General features: G+C 61.4%; 17 protein-coding genes and 1 pseudogene. 7 read left to right on the top strand and 11 right to left on the bottom strand.

Annotated features, from left to right (window positions below; genetic code table 11):
• Window positions 1-164 precede the first annotated feature (164 nt).
• The 4 genes and pseudogenes from ACLH0H_RS26785 to ACLH0H_RS26770 form a co-directional block, all read right to left on the bottom strand.
• Window positions 165-689: an AAA family ATPase gene (locus tag ACLH0H_RS26785; RefSeq protein ID WP_411382469.1), complete on the bottom strand. Its 525-nt coding sequence runs from the start codon at window positions 687-689 to the stop codon at window positions 165-167.
• The gene (pnuC, locus tag ACLH0H_RS26780) at window positions 686-1,249 is read right to left on the bottom strand and encodes a nicotinamide riboside transporter PnuC (RefSeq protein WP_411380358.1); all 564 of its coding nucleotides are present in this window, start codon (window positions 1,247-1,249) and stop codon (window positions 686-688) included. The genes ACLH0H_RS26785 and pnuC overlap by 4 nt, the downstream gene beginning before the upstream one ends.
• Window positions 1,250-1,457: 208 nt before the next feature.
• On the bottom strand, window positions 1,458-2,192 hold the full coding sequence (locus ACLH0H_RS26775) for a methyl-accepting chemotaxis protein (RefSeq protein WP_394329493.1): 735 nt from the start codon (window positions 2,190-2,192) through the stop codon (window positions 1,458-1,460).
• A 120-nt stretch (window positions 2,193-2,312) separates the two neighbouring features.
• Window positions 2,313-3,002: pseudogene (locus tag ACLH0H_RS26770) on the bottom strand (cache domain-containing protein); the annotation flags it as partial.
• Between the two features lie 308 nt (window positions 3,003-3,310).
• Between ACLH0H_RS26770 and ACLH0H_RS26765 the strand changes: the two are divergent.
• On the top strand, window positions 3,311-4,141 hold the full coding sequence (locus ACLH0H_RS26765) for an undecaprenyl-diphosphate phosphatase (RefSeq protein WP_411380357.1): 831 nt from the start codon (window positions 3,311-3,313) through the stop codon (window positions 4,139-4,141).
• On the top strand, window positions 4,138-4,521 hold the full coding sequence (locus ACLH0H_RS26760; RefSeq protein WP_411380356.1) for a DUF1294 domain-containing protein: 384 nt from the start codon (window positions 4,138-4,140) through the stop codon (window positions 4,519-4,521). Before ACLH0H_RS26765 ends, ACLH0H_RS26760 begins: the two co-directional genes overlap by 4 nt.
• On the opposite strand, the gene ACLH0H_RS26755 is transcribed toward ACLH0H_RS26760, so the two are convergent.
• Window positions 4,507-4,866, bottom strand: a complete 360-nt coding sequence (locus tag ACLH0H_RS26755) for an MmcQ/YjbR family DNA-binding protein (RefSeq protein WP_186689671.1) — start codon at window positions 4,864-4,866, stop codon at window positions 4,507-4,509. The two genes, ACLH0H_RS26760 and ACLH0H_RS26755, sit on opposite strands and share 15 nt — an antisense overlap.
• Window positions 4,863-5,771 carry a LysR substrate-binding domain-containing protein gene (locus tag ACLH0H_RS26750; RefSeq protein ID WP_076952313.1) on the bottom strand — a complete coding sequence of 303 codons (909 nt, stop codon included), beginning with the start codon at window positions 5,769-5,771 and terminating at the stop codon, window positions 4,863-4,865. Before ACLH0H_RS26750 ends, ACLH0H_RS26755 begins: the two co-directional genes overlap by 4 nt.
• Window positions 5,772-5,897: 126 nt before the next feature.
• Between ACLH0H_RS26750 and ACLH0H_RS26745 the strand changes: the two genes are divergently transcribed.
• Both ACLH0H_RS26745 and ACLH0H_RS26740 read left to right on the top strand, forming a co-directional pair.
• Window positions 5,898-6,509 (top strand): FMN-dependent NADH-azoreductase, encoded by a 612-nt coding sequence (locus ACLH0H_RS26745; protein WP_411380355.1) that lies wholly within the window; start codon window positions 5,898-5,900, stop codon window positions 6,507-6,509.
• A gap of 209 nt (window positions 6,510-6,718) precedes the next feature.
• On the top strand, window positions 6,719-7,756 hold the full coding sequence (locus tag ACLH0H_RS26740) for an alpha/beta hydrolase family protein (RefSeq protein WP_411380354.1): 1,038 nt from the start codon (window positions 6,719-6,721) through the stop codon (window positions 7,754-7,756).
• On the opposite strand, the gene ACLH0H_RS26735 is transcribed toward ACLH0H_RS26740, so the two are convergent.
• From ACLH0H_RS26735 to ACLH0H_RS26725, 3 genes are all read right to left on the bottom strand, one after another.
• A complete protein-coding gene (locus ACLH0H_RS26735; RefSeq protein ID WP_411380353.1) occupies window positions 7,750-8,925 on the bottom strand; it encodes an MFS transporter in 1,176 nt (391 codons plus the stop codon). The genes ACLH0H_RS26740 and ACLH0H_RS26735 overlap by 7 nt on opposite strands.
• Window positions 8,926-9,228: 303 nt before the next feature.
• A complete protein-coding gene (locus ACLH0H_RS26730) occupies window positions 9,229-10,815 on the bottom strand; it encodes an ABC-F family ATPase (protein WP_074851754.1) in 1,587 nt (528 codons plus the stop codon).
• Between the two features lie 142 nt (window positions 10,816-10,957).
• Window positions 10,958-12,196 carry an MFS transporter gene (locus ACLH0H_RS26725; RefSeq protein WP_411380352.1) on the bottom strand — a complete coding sequence of 413 codons (1,239 nt, stop codon included), beginning with the start codon at window positions 12,194-12,196 and terminating at the stop codon, window positions 10,958-10,960.
• Window positions 12,197-12,352: 156 nt separating this feature from the next.
• On the opposite strand from ACLH0H_RS26725, the gene ACLH0H_RS26720 reads away from it, so the two are divergent.
• Window positions 12,353-13,165, top strand: a complete 813-nt coding sequence (locus ACLH0H_RS26720) for a class I SAM-dependent methyltransferase (RefSeq protein WP_411380351.1) — start codon at window positions 12,353-12,355, stop codon at window positions 13,163-13,165.
• Between the two features lie 54 nt (window positions 13,166-13,219).
• On the opposite strand, the gene ACLH0H_RS26715 is transcribed toward ACLH0H_RS26720, so the two are convergent.
• Window positions 13,220-13,606 (bottom strand): TIGR03067 domain-containing protein, encoded by a 387-nt coding sequence (locus ACLH0H_RS26715; protein ID WP_411380350.1) that lies wholly within the window; start codon window positions 13,604-13,606, stop codon window positions 13,220-13,222.
• 305 nt (window positions 13,607-13,911) lie between these two features.
• On the opposite strand from ACLH0H_RS26715, the gene ACLH0H_RS26710 reads away from it, so the two are divergent.
• Both ACLH0H_RS26710 and lpxO read left to right on the top strand, forming a co-directional pair.
• Complete coding sequence (locus ACLH0H_RS26710; RefSeq protein WP_411380349.1) at window positions 13,912-15,228, top strand: Wzz/FepE/Etk N-terminal domain-containing protein; 1,317 nt, start codon at window positions 13,912-13,914, stop codon at window positions 15,226-15,228.
• A gap of 412 nt (window positions 15,229-15,640) precedes the next feature.
• Window positions 15,641-16,540 carry a lipid A hydroxylase LpxO gene (lpxO, locus tag ACLH0H_RS26705; protein WP_411380348.1) on the top strand — a complete coding sequence of 300 codons (900 nt, stop codon included), beginning with the start codon at window positions 15,641-15,643 and terminating at the stop codon, window positions 16,538-16,540.
• A gap of 19 nt (window positions 16,541-16,559) precedes the next feature.
• Here the strand turns inward: lpxO and ligD are convergent, their stop codons facing one another.
• Window positions 16,560-18,494, bottom strand: a complete 1,935-nt coding sequence (ligD, locus tag ACLH0H_RS26700; RefSeq protein WP_411380347.1) for a DNA ligase D — start codon at window positions 18,492-18,494, stop codon at window positions 16,560-16,562.
• Between the last annotated feature and the right edge of the window lie 2 nt (window positions 18,495-18,496).

Genomic DNA, 18,496 nt, shown 5'->3' with positions numbered 1-18,496 from the left:
GACACCGCGCAATTTCAGAAAAAACCAATTGGCCTGGTTTGGGGCGGCTTCGCCACCCAGCGCGGGACAAGCCCGCTCACTACAGGAGATTTTTCAGCCTTTTAAAAATTGTGTAGATACCTATAGCCATCGCAGGCAAGCCAGCTCCTACAGCTAGCGCCGTGTCAGAGCTGCAGTAGTCGTTTTACGGCTGAAAACGCCATGGTGCGGCGCTCTTCCCAATTTCCTCCGATAACCAGCACCGCTTGCTGATGCCGCTGCAGCCATTCCAGGCTGTCCTGGAAAAACGCGCGGCGGTCGGCCAGTTCGGGTTGGCAGCGTTGCCCGTCGGCCGTCCACTCCACATCTTCCGGCGACAACAATAGGTGCATGTCGTACTGCCGCGCCAGCAGTTCGCTGTCGAGCCACGCGGGGCAGTCGCCGAACAGGGCCTGGCTCCAGAGTTTGTTGGCCAGCAGATGCGTGTCGAGGATCAACAGGTCGGGGTGTGTGGCGCGGGCCTCGTCTTCCCAGGCCAGTTGGCCACGGGCGATGGCGGGGATGTCGGCCAGGGTGGTGTCACGTTGATGATGATCGATGAAATGACGCACGTATTCACCGACCATCAACCCGCCAAAGTGTGCGTGCAGCTGCGCCGCCAGCCAGCTTTTACCGCTGGACTCGGGGCCGGCCAGTACCACCACCTTCATGCCTGCAACGCCGGGTCGGCGCGCCATTCACGCCAGCCTTGCACGGCGATCACGGTGAACAGCGCGTAGAGCGCGGCGGTGAGGTAGAGGCCTTTGTAGAGGAACAGGCCGACGAAAATCACGTCCACGGCGATCCACAACGGCCAGCATTGCACGCGCTTCTGCGCCATCCACATTTGCGCCACCAGGCTGAAGCCGGTGAGGGCGGCGTCGAGCCAGGGTTGGGCGGCATCCGTCCAGTGGGCCATGGCGGAACCGAGCAACAGGCTGCCCAGGGCGCCCGCCGCCAGGCTGGCGATGATCGCCGGCACGCCGAGGCTGGTGACCTCGCGCCCTTGCCTGACCTCACCAGCGCGGGTCCATTGCCACCAACCGTATACCTGCAGCGCCGCGTAGACCACCTGCAGCAGCATGTCGGAATAGAGTTTCACGTCGAAGAACACCCAAGTGTAGAGCAGCACCATCACCAGGCCGATGGGCCAGCACCAGGGGTTCTGTTTGACGGTCAGCCACACGGCGGTCACCCCCAGGGCAGCGGCGAAGAGTTCAAGCCCGGACATGGTGGTTCCTCGGGACGGTGGGAGAGGGCGCAGATTGTAACCAAAGAAACGTGGAGGTAGGAATTGGCTCTTGTAGTGAGCGGGCTTGCCCCGCGCCGGGCTGCGTAGCGGCCCCCATAAAAACACCGCGTTCTGTCTGGCAGAGCGCGGTGTCTGGTTTTAGGGCGGCTTCGCCCCCCCCAGCGCGGGACAAGCCCGCTCACTACAGTCACACTTTGAACTGGCGCAGCAGCCCATCCAGCTGTTCGCTCAGGCCACGCAACTGTGCGCTGGCCACGCTCGACTGCTCCGCCGCCAACGCCGTGCTGTGGGACAGACTGGCAGCCTGGGTGACGTTCTGGTTGATGTCTTCCACCACGTGGGCTTGCTGCAGGGTGGCGCTGGCAATCGAGGCGTTGAGGCCATTGAGATTGCGCAAGGCCTGGCCGATGGCGGTGAGGCTGGCCCCGGCCTGGCCGGCCTGTTCGATGGTCAGTTGCGATGCGCTGTGGCTGTCGCTGATTACCTTGACCGCCGCTTCCGAGTGGCCTTGCAGGCGTTCGATCATGCCCTGGATCTCGGCGGTGGACTTTTGCGTGCGCTGGGCCAGCAGCCGTACTTCATCGGCGACCACGGCAAAGCCACGGCCTTGTTCGCCGGCGCGTGCCGCTTCAATCGCCGCATTGAGGGCCAACAGGTTGGTCTGGTCGGCAATGGAGCGAATGACTTCAAGCACACTGCCTATCTGGGTGCTTTCAGCGGACAGGGTACGGATCACGTCCACCGCATTGCTGATGGTGCCGGAAAGCTGGTCGATCTGCTGCAGGCTGCCGTCGATATTCACCTGGCCCTGTTGCGCCTGGGCCTGGGCATCACGCATTTCGCTGGCGGCGTGTTCAGCGTTCTTGGCCACGTCCTGCACGCCGTAGGTGACTTCGTTGATCGCGGTCGCCACCAGTTCCATCTGCTGGGACTGCTGCTGGCTGCGGTCGTGGGCCTGGGTCGCGTTGTTGCCCAGTTCCTGGGAGGACTGGCCCAGGGCGTTGGCGCACACCTGCAACTGGCCGACCACCTGGCGCAGCTTGGCGGTGAAGCTATTGAAGTGTTGCGACAGTTGGGTGACTTCGTCCTGGCCGTGGGTGTCGAGGCTGCGGGTCAGGTCGCTTTCGCCGCTGGCGATATTGCCCATGGCGTTCACCGCCGCCTGCAGCGGCCGCACGATACTGCGGGCGATCAGCGACACCAGCAAGCCCATCGCCAGTGCGATACCCAGGCCGATAAACGAGGCTTTCCACACCTGCGCGCTGAACTCGGCCTGCACATCGTCCACGTAAACCCCGGAACCGATAATCCAGCCCCACGGCTCGAACAAATGGATATACGAGGTTTTCGCCACCGGCGCGTCGGCGCCCGGTTTCGGCCAGCGGTAGTTGACGATGCCGGCGCCCTTGGCTTTGGCCAGGCTCACGAACTCGTTGAACACCGCAAAGCCGTCGGGGTCGCGGATTGCCGAAAGGTTCTGGCCGTCGAGCTTGGGGTTGGCCGGATGCATGATCATCACGGGCGTGAGGTCGTTGATCCAGAAATAATCGTCATGGTCGTAGCGCAAGCCACGCACCGCGCTCAGGGCTTGCTTCTGGGCGGCGTCGCGGGTCAACACGCCGGTGGTTTCCAGACCGTGATAAAACGTCAGGATCCCGCTGGCGGTTTCGACCACGTATTGGGTCTGCTGGCGCTTGGCCTGGTACAGGTCATCGTGGATCTGCTTGAGCATCAGCAAACCCAGGGCCAGCAGCATCAGCACGGCGACTATCAGGATCAGCCAGAGGCGCCGGCTGATCGACATATTGCGCAAACTGTTCATCGTCCTGTCACTCCGTGCTTTTTATAATTGTGGCGCTGCATCGACTTTTCCGCCTTGTCTGATAGGCTTTCGGCCCGTACTCGGAAAACCTGAGTACTGTCTGATTTTTCACAAGATTTTTGCCGGTCAGGGTTGCCACCCACCACCATGTCTTGTCGTCAGTGAACCATTAAAAAGATCAACGAGGCTTGCCTTGAAGCAAGACCTTAGGGGGAAGCATGGATTTTTGGACCGCCATTCAGGCAGTGATTCTTGGCATCGTGGAGGGGCTTACCGAGTTCCTGCCGATTTCCAGCACCGGCCACCAGATCATTGTCGCCGATTTGCTCGACTTTTCCGGCGACCGCTTCAACGCGTTCAATATCATCATCCAGCTGGGCGCCATCCTGGCGGTGGTGTGGGAGTTTCGCGGCAAGATTTTCGAAGTCGTCAAGGGCCTGCCGACCCAGCGCAAGGCTCAGCGGTTCACCGCCAACCTGCTGATCGCCTTTATGCCGGCGGTGGTGCTGGGGGTGATTTTTGCCGACGTGATTCACCACTATCTGTTCAACCCGATTACCGTCGCCACCGCCTTGGTAGTGGGCGGCGTGATCATGTTGTGGGCTGAGCGGCGCGTGCATGAGGTGCACGCCGAAACCGTCGATGACATCACCTGGAAAGACGCGCTCAAGGTCGGCCTGGCCCAGTGCCTGGCAATGATTCCGGGCACCTCGCGTTCGGGCTCGACCATTATCGGCGGCCTGTTGTTCGGGCTGTCACGCAAGACGGCCACCGAGTTCTCGTTTTTCCTGGCGATGCCAACCATGGTCGGCGCGGCGGTGTATTCGGGCTACAAGTACCGTGACCTGTTCCAGCCGGCGGACCTGCCGGTGTTCGTCATCGGCTTTGTGACCTCGTTCATCTTCGCAATGATTGCGGTCAAGGGCTTGCTCAAGTTCATCGCCAGCCACAGTTACGCCGCGTTTGCCTGGTACCGCATTGCGTTTGGCCTGCTGATCCTGGCAACCTGGCAGTTCGGCTGGATCGACTGGGCGGCCGCCAAGGCATGACGATCCAGTACCCGCGCCTCAAAGCGCTGATCTTTGTGCTGCTGTGCGCGGCGCCGTTGGTGGGGGCGGTATTGGTGTGGCAGCGCGGCGAGACGCTGATCCCGCTGGCGGCCTATGGGGTGGTCAGCCTGGTAGCGTTCTTCCTTTACTGGAGCGACAAGCGCAAGGCCCGCACCGACAGTTGGCGCACTCCGGAAAACATCCTGCACGCCGTGGAACTGGCGGGCGGCTGGCCTGGGGCGTTGATTGCCCAGCAGGTGTTCCGGCACAAGACGCGCAAGGCGTCTTACCAGGTGCTGTTCTGGGTGATCGTGTTGCTGCACCAGGTGTTCTGGCTCGACCAGTTGTTCCTGGGTGGCACCTTGTTATCCGTGCTCTAGCAATAACCCGATCTGCGTGCGCTTGGGCAGTTTGCTCACCACCAGCTGGTGCGAGCGCTGCAACAAGCCACGCAGTTCCTCGGCGCCCAGCGGGTAAGGCGTGTTCATGATGATCCATTGCGCGCGGGCCAGGTACGGCGCGGGGTGGATGCCCGGCCGGTCGACGTGGCCGAGGAACAGGTCCTTGTCGACCTTGAACGCCAGCGAGTCACCCCGCAGGTTTTGCAGGGCGAACATTTTGTTGCCGGCAATCGAGAACACTCGCACGCCGCCCCATTTGTAGTCCTCCCGCGCGCCGGGCAGGCTCAGGCAGAAAGTGGCGACTTGCGCTTCGCTCATGCTCATAACTGGCGGTCTCCGCAGCTTTTGAAGCCTTCTTCCAGGTAGTCGATCCAGGCGCGAATCGCCGGCAACACACCGCGTCGATGCGGGTACACCGCCTGGAGCCAGCCGCCCGGCAATGACCACTCGGGCAGCAGTTGCACCAGACGGCCGCTGGCCAATTCCTCTTCGCAATACATCATCGGCAGCACTGTAAAGCCCAGGCCCATGATCGCGCTGGCCTTGCGCACGATGAAATCGTCGATGCCCAGGCGCGCCTCCATCGCCAGGTCATGGGAGTTGCCTTGCGGGTCGAGCAGGCGCACGTGAACCATGCGGTCGGCTTCCAGCGCGCCGAGGATTGGCAATTGCTTGAGGTCGTCCAGGCTGTCGATGCGGCGACCGCGCATGAATTCGGGGCTGGCGACCAGCGCGGTCTGGGCCTGGCGCAGGCGTTTGGTCACCAGCAGCGGGTCTTCATCGCCCAGCTCACGCACCCGCAGCGCTACGTCGATCCCTTCGGCGACCAGGTCCACGCGGCGATTGACCAAGGTCATTTCCAGCTGCACCAGCGGGTGTGCCGCCAGAAACCCGGCCACCAGCTCCGGCAGGATGTGCTGCGCCATGCCCACCGGGCAACTCACGCGCAGTCTTCCACGAGGCTCGCTGGACATGCTTGCCACGGCTTCATCGGCCATTTCAGCCTCCAGCAGCATGGCCTGGCAATGGCGCAGGTAGCGCTCGCCCACGGCGGTGAGGGTCAACTGGCGGGTGGTGCGTTGCAGCAGGCGCGCGCCCAGGCGTTCTTCCAGCTCGGCGATACGCCGCGACAGCCGCGACTTGGGAATCCCCAGCAGCCGCCCGGCCGCCGCGAAGCCACCGGCTTCGACGACTTTGGCGAAATAGTAGAGGTCGTTGAGGTCTTGCATGCTGAGCCTATTGTCCTGTGTGTGGGACAAACTATCGCATTGCAGGCAGCTTATCGAGCATTGGTTTCATGCGTAGCATCACCACCATCTGGTCGCCACTGGCGATCCCACCTCGGAGACTTGCTCATGAAACTGTTGCACATCGATTCCAGCATCCTCGGCGACAACTCGGCTTCCCGTCAGCTCAGCGCGGGCGTGGTCAAGGCCTGGCAAGCGGCGCAGCCGGGCGTGGAAGTGATCTACCGTGACCTCGCCAGCGAAGGCATCAACCACTTTTCCGGCGCGACCCTGGGCGCATTGGGCACCGCTGCGGAGTTGCGTGACGCCGCGCAACAGCATGAAGCGCAGCTGAGCGCATCGTCGCTGGCCGAGTTCCTCGCCGCCGACGCCATCGTCGTGGGTGCGCCGATGTACAACTTCACCATCCCGACCCAGCTCAAAGCCTGGATCGATCGCATCGCCGTGGCCGGCCAGACCTTTCGCTACACCGAAGCCGGCCCGGAAGGCCTGTGCGGCAACAAGAAGGTCATCATCGTCTCCACTTCCGGCGGCCTGCATGCCGGGCAAGCATCCGGTGCCGCCCATGAAGGCTACCTGAAACTGCTGTTCGGCTTCCTCGGCATCACCGATATCGAAATCGTGCGCGCCGAAGGCCTGGCCTACGGTGACGAGGTGCGCAGCAAATCCTTGAGCGACGCCAACGCACTGATCAACGAACAATTGTTCGCCGCCGCGTAAGGCTTGTGTAAATTCAGCCCTCCCTCGGTTTCAATCTGAAGCCGGGCGCCTAAACTCTGTATCCTGCTCGCTGAACGCGAGCGGCGTACGGAGTTTTTTCGTTTGCTCGCGGTCTTGTTTAATGTGGCCCAGGTTGTGCAAGCATGGGTGTGCACCTGGGGCTTTTCTTTCGATTGGTCGGTTATCACGCAGCAAAGGTGGACATCCTCATGATGCGTCTTTGTGCAGTCATGGTTCTTTCCCTGCTCGGCGGCCTGGTTTCAGTGCACGCCGCGCCCGCGCCGCACCCGCATTGGAGCGTGGGGTTCCATCGCATGACGTTTCTTGATCCGCTGGACCTGCAGCCGATGAAAGCCGTGGCCTTTTACCCCTCCACCGGCCTTGAGCACACCACGCAGTTGGGTGCCTACCATGTGGCCGCCAGCGAAGACGCCAAGATCGCCATCGGCCGGTTCCCGCTGTTGATGCTGTCCCACGGCAACACTGGCACGCCGCTGGCCTTGCATGACCTGGCCACGTCCCTGGCGCGCAAGGGCTTTGTAGTGGTGGCCGTGCTGCACCCTGGCGACAACTACAAGGACCACAGCCGCCTGGGCACGGTGAGCAACCTGTATGGCCGGCCGATCCAGATTTCCGAAGCGATCACCGCCACTTTGGGCGACCCGATGCTGTCGCCTTTCGTCAACGTCAACCAGGTGGGCGTCATCGGCTATTCCGCCGGCGGCGAAACCGCGTTGATCCTGGCCGGTGCCAAGCCGGATTTCAATCGCCTGCGGCGCTACTGCCAGGAACGTCCCGAAGATCGCGATGCCTGCACCACCAAGGGCGAACTGATCGTGGATCGCGACGATCTGCAGCCGCAATCCGACTCGCGTATTCATGCCTTGATGCTGATGGCGCCGCTGAGCCTGATGTTCGGCCGTCACACCTTGGCCGACGTGCATGTGCCGGTGCTGCTCTACAGCGGGGACGGCGACAAATTGGTGGCTGTGGACAAGAACGCCGCCGCCCTGGCGCGCAAGCTGCCCGAGCCGCCGGACTTCAAATTGCTGGCCGGGGCAGGGCACTTCGTGTTCATGGCGCCGTGCGACAGCGATCAATTGGCGGCGATGCCGGCGATCTGCACCGATGCCGATGGGGTCGACCGCGAAGGGATCCACCGTGACTTGATCTCCGAGGCCGGGCGTTTTTTCAGCCAGACCCTCGGGCAATCCACCCGCGCCGGTCTGCAGACGGCGGATCAGTAAGCGCGACGCTTGAGCAACAGGGTCACGCCCAGGGCGGTCACCGACAGCAGCGCCGCGCAGAAGAAGATCCAGCTGTAGCCGAGGTTCAGGGCCACGGCGCCCATCAACGGTCCGGCAATCGCCAGGGCCAGGTCAAAAAACACCGCATACGCACTCAGTCCCGCGCCACGGCTGCTGGCGGGGACTTGCCTGATGGCTTCCACGCCCAGCGCCGGGTACACCAGCGACAGGCCAAAGCCGGTCAGCCCGGCGCCGATCAACGCCACCCCGGTCGACGGCGCCAGCCAGAGCAGGGCGAGCCCGAGGGTCTCGATGGTCATGCAGGCAATCGCCGCGCGGAAACCACCGAAGCGGCTGATTGCAGAGATAAACACCAGTCGCGACAGGATGAAGCACACGCCAAACACCGTCAGGCAGTACGCCGCGCCGGCCCAGCCGCGATTGAGGTAGTACAGCGTGATAAAGGTGGTCAGGGTGCCGTAGCCAATCGAGGCCAGGCACAGGCTGGCGCCAAACGGCGCGATACGCCCGAACACCGCCCGAAACGGCAACCGCTCGCCGCGCACCACCGGCACCGACGGTTTGTGGCGGATCAGCACCAGGCCCAGCGCCGCCAGCACTGAGAGCGCAATGCCAAGGCTGTTGTAGCCGTACTGCGCCACCATGACCACGCCCAAGGGGGCGCCAATGGCGATGGCGCCATAGGATGCGATGCCATTCCACGAAATCGACCGTGCGGTGTGCTCGGCGCCGACCTGGCCCATGCACCAGCTGATGGTGCCGACGCCGATCAACCCCTGGGCCACACCCAGCAGCAATCGGGCGACGATCAGAATGCCCAGGCTCAACGACGGCAGGCTTTGCGCCAGCGTGGCGAACAACGTCAGCACGCCACTCACCAGGATCCCGGCCAACCCCAACACAATCGCACGCTTGGTGCCGACGTTATCCGACATCCTCCCGGCCATCGGCCGGCTGAGCAGGGTGGCCAGGTATTGGCAGCCGATAGTCACCCCGGCGACAACGGCGCTGAAGCCCAGTTGCTCATGCACATAGCCTGGGATCACCGCAATCGGCAGGCCGATGCAAATGAACGCGATGAAGGTGTAGAAGACAATGGAGACGATCTGCAGAGTGATCGAGATTGAACTGGGGTTGGCGGCAGGCATGGGCATTCGTTCGCGGGCGGGCGGTACGGGCATCATGGCAAGGGTGTGGGTGAAATGAAAGCAGGCTATCTAACCTGGCAGATAAACAGGAGAGCGGGCTCGTATGTGGCGAGCAGGCTTGCCCTGCGTTGGGCTGCGCAGCAGCCCCAATGAAAAACACCGCGTTCTGCCTGGCAGAAACGCGGTGCCTGGTTTTAGGGCTGCTGCGCAGCCCAACGCAGGGCAAGCCTGCTCGCCACATAGAAGCTCTCCAGCCACAAGCAAGCCTGCTCGCCACAGGCATGCCGTCATGTCACACGGGTGTTAGAACACCACGCCTTGGCTGCGCAGGTAATCGTCATAAGTGCCGCTGAAGTCGATCACGCCACTTGGGCTCAACTCGATGATGCGGGTGGCCAGGGACGATACGAACTCGCGGTCGTGGCTGACGAAGATCAGCGTGCCGGGGTAGTTTTCCAGCGCCAGGTTCAGCGCTTCGATGGATTCCATGTCCAAGTGGTTGGTCGGTTCGTCCATGATCAGCACGTTCGGCTTTTGCAGGATCAGCTTGCCGAACAGCATGCGGCCTTGCTCGCCGCCGGAAATGACCTTGACCGACTTGAGGATCTCGTCATTGGAGAACAGCATGCGGCCCAGCGTGCCACGGATCACTTGCTCGCCTTGCGTCCACTGGCCCATCCAATCGAACAGGCTCATGTCGTCTTCAAAGTCGGAGGCGTGGTCCTGGGCGTAGTAGCCGAGTTCGGCGGCGTCGGTCCACTTGATGCTACCGGCGTCCGGTGTCAGCTCGTTGACCAGGGTGCGCAGCAGCGTGGTCTTGCCAATACCGTTCGGGCCGATGATCGCCACGCGCTCGCCGGCTTCGACCTGGAAGCTGAAGTCCTTGAACAGCGGCTTGCCGTCGAAGCCCTTGGCCATGCGATCGACGATGACCGCCTGGCGATGCAGCTTCTTGGTCTGTTCGAAGCGGATGAACGGGCTCACGCGGCTCGAAGGCTTGACCTCGGCCAGCTGGATCTTGTCGATCGCCTTGGCGCGGGAAGTGGCCTGCTTGGCTTTCGAGGCGTTGGCCGAGAAGCGGCTGACGAAGGATTGCAGTTCGGAAATCTGTGCTTTCTTCTTGGCGTTGTCCGACAGCAACTGCTCGCGGGACTGGGTCGCCACGGTCATGTACTCGTCGTAGTTGCCCGGGAACAGGCGCAGCTCGCCGTAGTCCAGGTCAGCCATGTGGGTGCACACGCTGTTCAGGAAGTGACGGTCGTGAGAGATGATGATCATCAGGCTGGAGCGCTGGGTGAGGATGTTTTCCAGCCAGCGAATGGTGTTGATGTCCAAGTGGTTGGTCGGTTCGTCGAGCAACAGCACTTCAGGATCGGAGAACAGCGCCTGGGCCAGCAATACGCGCAGTTTCCAGCCTGGGGACACTTCACTCATCGGGCCGAAGTGTTGTTCCAGGGGAATGCCCAGGCCCAGCAACAGCTCACCGGCACGGGATTCGGCGGTGTAGCCGTCCATTTCGGCGAATTCGGTTTCCAGCTCGGCCACGGCCATGCCGTCGTCTTCGCTCATTTCCGGCAGCGAATAGATGCGGTCGCGTTCGGCCTTGACCTTCCACAGTTCTTCATGGCCCATGATCACGGTGTCGAGCACGGTGAATTCTTCGTAGGCGAACTGGTCCTGGCGCAGTTTACCCAGGCGTACGTTCGGCTCCAGCATGACCTGGCCACCGGACGGATCAAGGTCGCCGCCGAGGATTTTCATGAAGGTCGACTTGCCGCAACCGTTGGCACCGATCAAACCATAACGGTTGCCGGCGCCGAACTTGACCGAGACGTTCTCGAAGAGCGGCTTGGCGCCGAACTGCATGGTGATGTTAGCTGTGGAGATCAATTACTTTACCTATCAATGGGTTGCGAGCGTGGCGGCAGGAGCCTTCAGGCATGCGTCAACAGCGACATCAAGGCGCGAAACCCGGTCGCTGAGCAGAAATTTTTGGATGTGTGTTGGAATTTGGCGCGCATTGTCGCATATGTCAGGCGACAGTTGTATGTCGAGCGAAGGAAGGTTTCGCCAAGGTCTCCGGCATCGCCAGCCATAACAGCGCCAGGGCCAGCGCCGCAACGCCGGCCAGGGTCAGGAAGGCCGCGTTGTAGCCGGCCTGCTGCACCACGAAACCGGCCAGGCTGTTGCTCAGCGCCGCGCCCAGGCCAAAGACGGTGGAAAGGGCGCCCAGGCTGACATTGAAGCGGCCGGTGCCCTGGGTCAGGTCCTTGACGATCACCGGGAACAGCGCACTGAAGATGCCTGCGCCGACGCCATCGAGCAGTTGCACGGCGACCAGCCAGTACGGGTCGCTGGACAAGGTATAGAGCACACCGCGCAGCGGCAGGATGATGAAACCCGCCATCAGCAAGGGTTTGCGCCCCCAGATGTCGGCCTTGAGCCCGACCAGCCAGGCTATCGGCACCATCACCAATTGCGCGGCGACGATGCAGGCGGACGTCAGCGGCGTGGCCATCTGCAGGTTGATCTGTGACAGCTTCTGGCTGACCAGCGGCAACATGGCCGCATTGGCCAGGTGAAACAGGGCGCAGCAGATGGCAAACAACAACAGCGGGCGGTTCGCCAGCAACACACGAATGCCGGAAGGTTGTTCATGGTCGGTGTGATGGGCCGGGTCGAAGCCTCGCGCCACGTCATGGTCGATGGCCTGCGCCGACACGCAACTGATCGCGACGATACTGGCCAACGCCATGAACGCCATCAGGTAGAACACCACCACGGGACCGAACAGGTAAGCCAGGCCGCCGGCCAACAGTGCAGCCACGGCATTGCCGGCATGGTTGAAGGTTTCGTTGCGCCCGGTACGGCGGGTGAAGGCGCGTGGGCCGGTAATGCCCAGCGAAATCGCACTGATCGCCGGCGCGAACACAGAGGCGGCGACGGCGCTGGCCGCCTGGGTCAACGCCACCAGGCTGAACGAACTGACGAAGGGCAGCAGCAAGCAACTGCCGGTTACCACGATGGCGGCCAGTGCAATCACCGCGCGCTTGCTGCGCGTGCGGTCAATCAGCGCGCCCGCCGGCCCCTGGGTGAGCAACGCGGCGATACCCGCCAGGGTCATGACCACGCCGATACTCGCCGGGTCCCATTGGTGCACGGCCAGCAGGTAGATGGCGAGGTAGGGGCCGAGGCCGTCGCGCACATCCGCCAGGAAGAAATTCAAGCTGTCCAACGACAACGCATTACGCAGGTCGGAGTGTCTGGCCACGGCGAGATCTTCAGAAGGCAGCGTTCAGGGGCTGAACACTCAGTGCGTTAATGACCCGCAAGCCCTGGGTTAAGTTTCGTGCGCGCCTCGGGGTTTTAATCTGCGGCCACTTGGCTTATTTTCTGAGCCCCGCTTTACAGAACATCCGGAGACGCAATGGACATGCCCTCAGCCCGACAGGCGATTGCCAGCAACAAGGACGCCTGGGACCAATCCGCCCACCTGCACACGACCACCGACACCTGGAACGCGCTGCGCAACAGCGTGAGCGACCCTGGTTTTTCATGCCTGGACCCGACCCTGACCGACTTGCTGCAAGACATCGGCGTGGCCGGCAAGGACGTGGTGCAACTGTGTTGCAACAACGGTCGTGAAACTCTTTCGCTGTTCGGCCTGGGTGCGCGCACCGCGGTGGGCGTCGACCAATCCCAGGGCTTCTTGCAGCAGGCCCGTGAACTGGCCGCGCTTTCACCCCACGACGCACAGTTCATCGAAAGCGATATCCACCAATTGCCGCAGGCGTTGCAGGCACGCTTCGATATCGCCTTGGTGACCATCGGCGTGCTGGGTTGGATGCCGGATGTCGCGCTGTTCATGCATCATGTTGCGAGCACCTTGAAACCCGGCGGTACGCTGGTGATGTACGAAACCCATCCGTTCCTGGAAGTGTTCGATCCTCGCGCGCCAGACCCCTTTCGGCCGGCCAGTTCCTACTTCCAGCGCGAGCCCTTCGTGCTGCAGGAATCGATTGTCTATGAAGGCGAAGGCGAAGGTGCCGGTCCCACTTCCTATTGGTACGTGCACACCTTGGGCGACGTGATAAATGCCGCCATCTGCGCGCAGTTGCAGATCGGCCACCTGCAGGAATATGCCCATTCCAACCGCGAAGAGCTGTACGACCGCTACGAGCACCAGCCTGCGCAACTGCCGATGTGTTTCACCTTGACCGCCACCAAGCGTCCCGCCTGAGAACGCTTTTTCCAGGCGAAAAGCCCCGCCTCGCCAGTTGGGATGGCGCGCCGATCAGCCGCGACGCACGAAGGTGCGCATTGTTTGACATGGGCCAGTACTGAATGCGAGCGGCCTGGGCATGCTTTCATCAGCGGCAATGAACACGAACTCATCGCCATCGAGGCGATAACTGGCGGGCAAGTGCTTGCCGGCGTCATCGCCCATGGCGTCGACCCAGGTAATGCGCTTGGGCACGGTGCTGCTGTCCAGGTAAAACCGGCCGGCCAGCAACACCTCGCCCTCGACGGTCTTCACTTCGAAACGGTCGCCGGTGATAGTCGTGAGTGCGCCTGGGGCACTGTGGGCATCGATGGGATTGAGCACGCCACTGTCTTCGAGTGAGGTTTGCTCCCAGGTGCCTTGCAGGGCTTGAACATCTGGGTCTGGAAGGGATGACATATAAATTCCTTTTGGCTGACAGTTCACTGCGGCTGCAGGTGTAGGCTGTTTTCCACCTGGTTTGCAATTTTCGTTTAATTACAAACAATTGATGCTATTTTGCATGATCTGGGAAACGTTTTGTAACGGCCTCTGGACACTGATTACCGGTGGGAATGACCCCGTGCCATTTAATGAGCCATGTTGCTGGTTGAGTGTTCTCCTATCGAGTGGCGTGTGCAGGGAACGTTTCCCCTGTTTACTCAGTCGTTATGCTTGTGCTTGCTTTTAAACGTTAGGTATAAACTCATCAGGGTGTATGAACATTGAGTAACGCTCCTCAGCTTCATCAATCGTTACCTTCGGATGAAATCGATCTCTTCGAACTGTTTGGCGCCATCTGGAAGCAAAAAAAACTGGTGTTGGCTTGCACGCTCCTGGCGGGCCTTCTGGGCGTAGGCTACGCGTTTCTTGCGCCCAGGGTTTATCAGGTCAGCAGCGTGCTGCGGCCTGCGGCAATCAATGAACTGGATGCCCTCAATCGCTCCGAAGTCTACAAGTTGCCGCCGGCTGAAGCGTTGAGCAAAGTCGCCGCGCAGCTTGAATCATACGAGACCCGATTGGGCTTCTTCAGGGCAAACCCCGCATTGTTCGAGGCCTTCCAACAGCCTGGGCGTAGCCTGGAACAGAGTTTTGAAGCATTCAATAACGACGCCGTTCGCCTGTCGCTTCCCGACCCCAAGAACCCCGATGCGCTCAACAACTACATCCGCCTGGAAATGCAATACCCCAGTGGCGTTGACGGGGTCGCAATTCTCAATGGATTCGTGACATACGCTATCGCGCAGCAACGCAATCAGGTGGGTGCGGATCTCAAGGTCATCGTCAATAACCGCCTCAACGAGCTCAAAGGCAAGATCGATGCGGCGCGCGCCAACTATGAAACCGGCAAGGAATCGAGAATCGCCAGGTTGTTGGAGGCGGACGAAGTCAAGCGTGCCCAATTGCAAGACGAACTCGGCGCCTTGCGCCTGCAGATGAAAACGCAACGCACCAGTCGCCTGGCCGAACTGGACGAGGCCATCGCAATTGCCAGGTCCATCGGCATCAAACATCCCACCACCCCTTCTGCAATGGGGGCTGAGGCTCGCCCGGGCGCCGGCCAGGTGATGCGTACTGAAGTGACCAACCAGGCAATCCCGTTGTACTTCATGGGTACCCAGGCGTTGGAAGCCGAGCGGGCTGCGCTGGCGCGACGTACCAATGACGACTTCTCCAACACTCGCATTGCTGAGATTGGCAAGGAGTTGCGCATGCTTGACGCCAATCGCGAGGTGGAAGTGCTCAAGAGTCGCAAGAGTGAAGACATGTTCTTGCAGGACGTTGAGCCTCTCTGGGCTGAGCAAGCACGGCTGCGCAGCCTGAATATAGACATGAGCGCCTTGAAGCTTGTGACCGTCGACAGGCAGGCGCAGGAACCATCAAGCCCGATCAAGCCGAAGAAAGCCTTGGTCATCGCCCTGAGCCTGGTGGCGGGGCTGATGCTGGGGGTATTGATGGCGCTAATTTGCCATTTCGTCCAGGTGCGTCGCCAAACCGTACCGGTTGCCACGCCGGAGGAGCGTCGGTTGCCACCCCGATAAGCATAGGTATCTACACATTTTGTAGTGAGCGGGCTTGTCCCGCGCTGGGTGGCGAAGCCGCCCCAAACCAGACGGTCGGGTTTCATCTGGAACACTACGGGGTCCTTATTGGGGCCGCTTCGCAGCCCAGCGCGGGCGGTGCGACGATTCGACAAGCCCGCTCACTACAGCGTACCCTCCGCGCGGCATTAGAATTTTTGCCCGGCGAACACAATACAAGACAGCTTTTCACAATTCTTGATTAACTTTTGGTTACAACTTGTGGCTAAATAACTGCACAGGGCGCACCGGGTTGTCACTCAGCCGGTCGTGCCGATTGTGTGAATTGTGATTTCAGGTTCTGCTAACCAAACCTCGGCCGTTGTGGGCACGCAGGAGCAACCTGTTTTCTTCTGACTTGTGACCACATCTCTTGAAGCTCATCATCGTTGTTCTCTACCTTGCCTCGATAGCGTATGTACACCTGCGTGGCCGAGTGCGGCACAAGCTGGGCCGCCAACTCAGCGACCATTCGACTTTCCTGGCACCGATCAACTGTTTCCTCTACCTGTTCTCCAAGCTGCCCAGCCGACCTTATCTGTCGCCCAGCGACTTTCCCGACCTGAGCCCGCTTCAGGAGCACTGGGAGGAAATTCGCCTGGAAGGCCAGAACCTGATGCGTGCCGGTGAGATCAAGCGTTCGCAGCAATACAACGACCTGGGCTTCAACTCGTTCTTCAAGTCCGGTTGGAAGCGCTTCTATCTGAAGTGGTATGGCGACAGCCACCCATCGGCGATGAAGCTGTGCCCGCGCACCACCGAATTGGTGCAGCGCATCGGCTCGATCAAGGCCGCGATGTTCGCCGAGCTGCCGCCGGGCTCCAGGCTGGTGCGCCATCGCGACCCCTATGCAGGCTCGTACCGCTATCACCTGGGCCTGGACACGCCCAACGACCCGGGCTGCTACATCAATGTGGATGGTGAGCACTACTACTGGCGCGACGGTGAGCCAGTGATGTTCGACGAGACCTACATTCACTACGCCGAAAACACCACGCAGCACAACCGTATCATCTTGTTCTGCGATATCGAACGCCCGATGAAGTACCGCTGGGCCACTGCTTTCAATCGCTGGTTCAGCCGCACCGTGATGGCCGCGGCCGGTTCGCCCAACGATGCCGGCGACAAGACCGGCGGGCTCAACCGCGCGTTCGCGCGTTTGTACAAAATCCGTTTGCGCGGCAAGGCACTCAAGAAGCGTAACCGCACACGTTATTACCTGGAACAATGGGTATTCTTCGCCGCGCTGCTGGCGATTTTTTTGCTGATCTGAGCCGGACCCTGGGCGCCATTCACTCAGGCGGTTGAGCGCCCAGTTTGTCCCACATTTTCCGGCTGATTTTTTGGCGGTTGGCATACCCGGCCCAAGGATCGGCCTTCAAACTCTTCAGGCGTTCCTGCAAGTTGGCGACCGTCCACTGTTGGGCGCCGCTCAGCCCTTTGAGCTCCTCACGACTGACCGGCACCGATACCGGCAAACCCGGGCGTGCACGCACGGAATACGCCGCTACCGTGCTGGCGCCCCGCGCATTGCGCAAGTAGTCGATAAAGATCTTGCCGACGCGGTTTTTCGGCCCCGACGTGGCGGTAAAGCGCTCGGGCAATCGCTCGGCCATGAACTGCGAGACTGCCTTGGCGAAGGCCTTGACGGTGTCCCAGTTATCGCGTCGCGCCAATGGCACGACCAGGTGCAGGCCTTTGCCGCCGCTGGTTTTGACGAACGCCTGCAGCCCCAGTTCGTCCAGTACCGACAGGGTCAGTTGCGCCGCTTCTACCATGGCCTCCCAGGGCAGTGCCGGGTCTGGGTCGAGGTCGAGCACAAACAGGTCCGGGGTTTCGATCTTGTCGGTGGTGGCGCCCCAGGTATGGAATTCCACGGTGCCCATCTGCACGGCACCGATCAACGCGCGGGGGCTGTCGATTTCCATCAGGCGTGCATGGCCGGGATCAAGCGCCGGGTCCAGTTGCTTGATGTTGGGTATGGCCAGGCGTTCCGAGTGTTTCTGGAAGAATTGCTCGCCTTCAATGCCTTCCGGCGCCCGGAGCAGGGCAACGGGGCGATGCACCAGGAAGGGCAGGATGCATTGGCTGATGTCGTCATAGAACTGCGCCAGTTGCTGTTTTTGCGTGCCGCTTTGCGGGTCGATCACGCGGTCCGGATGAGTGATCTTTACATCGGTGTCGGGTTGCTTGGCTGCTTTCATGGATTTGGCCGTTCGCGGTTGCTCATGGATGATCTGCGCGGCCGGTTTGTCGGTGCGCAGCGCGACAAACGCCGCCTGGCGGATGACGCCTTCGCGCGTCCACTCGGCGAATTGCACTTCGCCCACCAACGTCGGTTCCACCCAATGCACGCCACGCGCCTGGGCGCTGGCCAGCGGTGTCTCCAAGGGCGAAGCCTTGCGTTCAAGTGACATGAGTTGCGCGTAGATCGATATGAGCGCGGCTTGATCAAACCCGGTGCCCACGCGCCCGGCATACACCAGCCCGGAATCGTCATTCACCGCCAGCAACAGCGCGCCGAAACCACTGCGCGAACCCTTTGGCCGGGTGTAGCCGACGATCACGAATTCCTGGCGCAAGCGGCACTTGAGCTTGACCCAATCGGCACTGCGGCTGGACACGTACGGACTGCCCAGGCGCTTGCCGATCACACCCTCCAGTGCCAGGTCGAAGGCGCTTTCGATGATGTCCCGGTGGTGGGCAGTAAAGGCTTCGGAGAAACGCAGCAATTTGCTTTTGTTGGCGCCCAAGGCCGCCTTGAGGGCGGCGCGCCGCTTCTCGACAGGCGCCTGGCGTTGGTCCTGACCATTGAGAAACGGCGCATCGAACAGGTAGTAGACGATGTCCAGGCTGCGCCCGATATCAAAGGCGTTTTGCAGCGCCTGGAAATCAGGCAGGCCATCGCCGTTGAGGCTGACGACCTCGCCGTCGAGCCAGCTGTCCTTGAGCTTGAGGGCCTGCAAGGCCTTGGTTTGGCGGGGCAGGCGTTCGGTCCAATCGTGACCGTTGCGCGTGAACAGGCGCACCTCGCCGTCGCGGATACGCGCGAGCATGCGGTAACCGTCGTACTTGACCTCATATTGCCAGGCCCCTTCCGGTGCGCGGTCCACCAGCGTGGCCAATTGCGGGGTGAATTGATCGGGCAGGGCAGCCGTGTCTTTCCGGGCTCTGGCTCGGGGCCTGGGCTTGCTGGCCTGGGCTATCTGGTCATCGAGCTTTGGCATGA

It is taken from the genome of Pseudomonas sp. MPB26 (assembly GCF_046605355.1).
GTDB classification, from domain to species: domain Bacteria; phylum Pseudomonadota; class Gammaproteobacteria; order Pseudomonadales; family Pseudomonadaceae; genus Aquipseudomonas; species Aquipseudomonas cedrina.
Note: the sequence above shows the minus strand (reverse complement) of the source record. Positions and strands in the feature narration are given on the sequence as shown.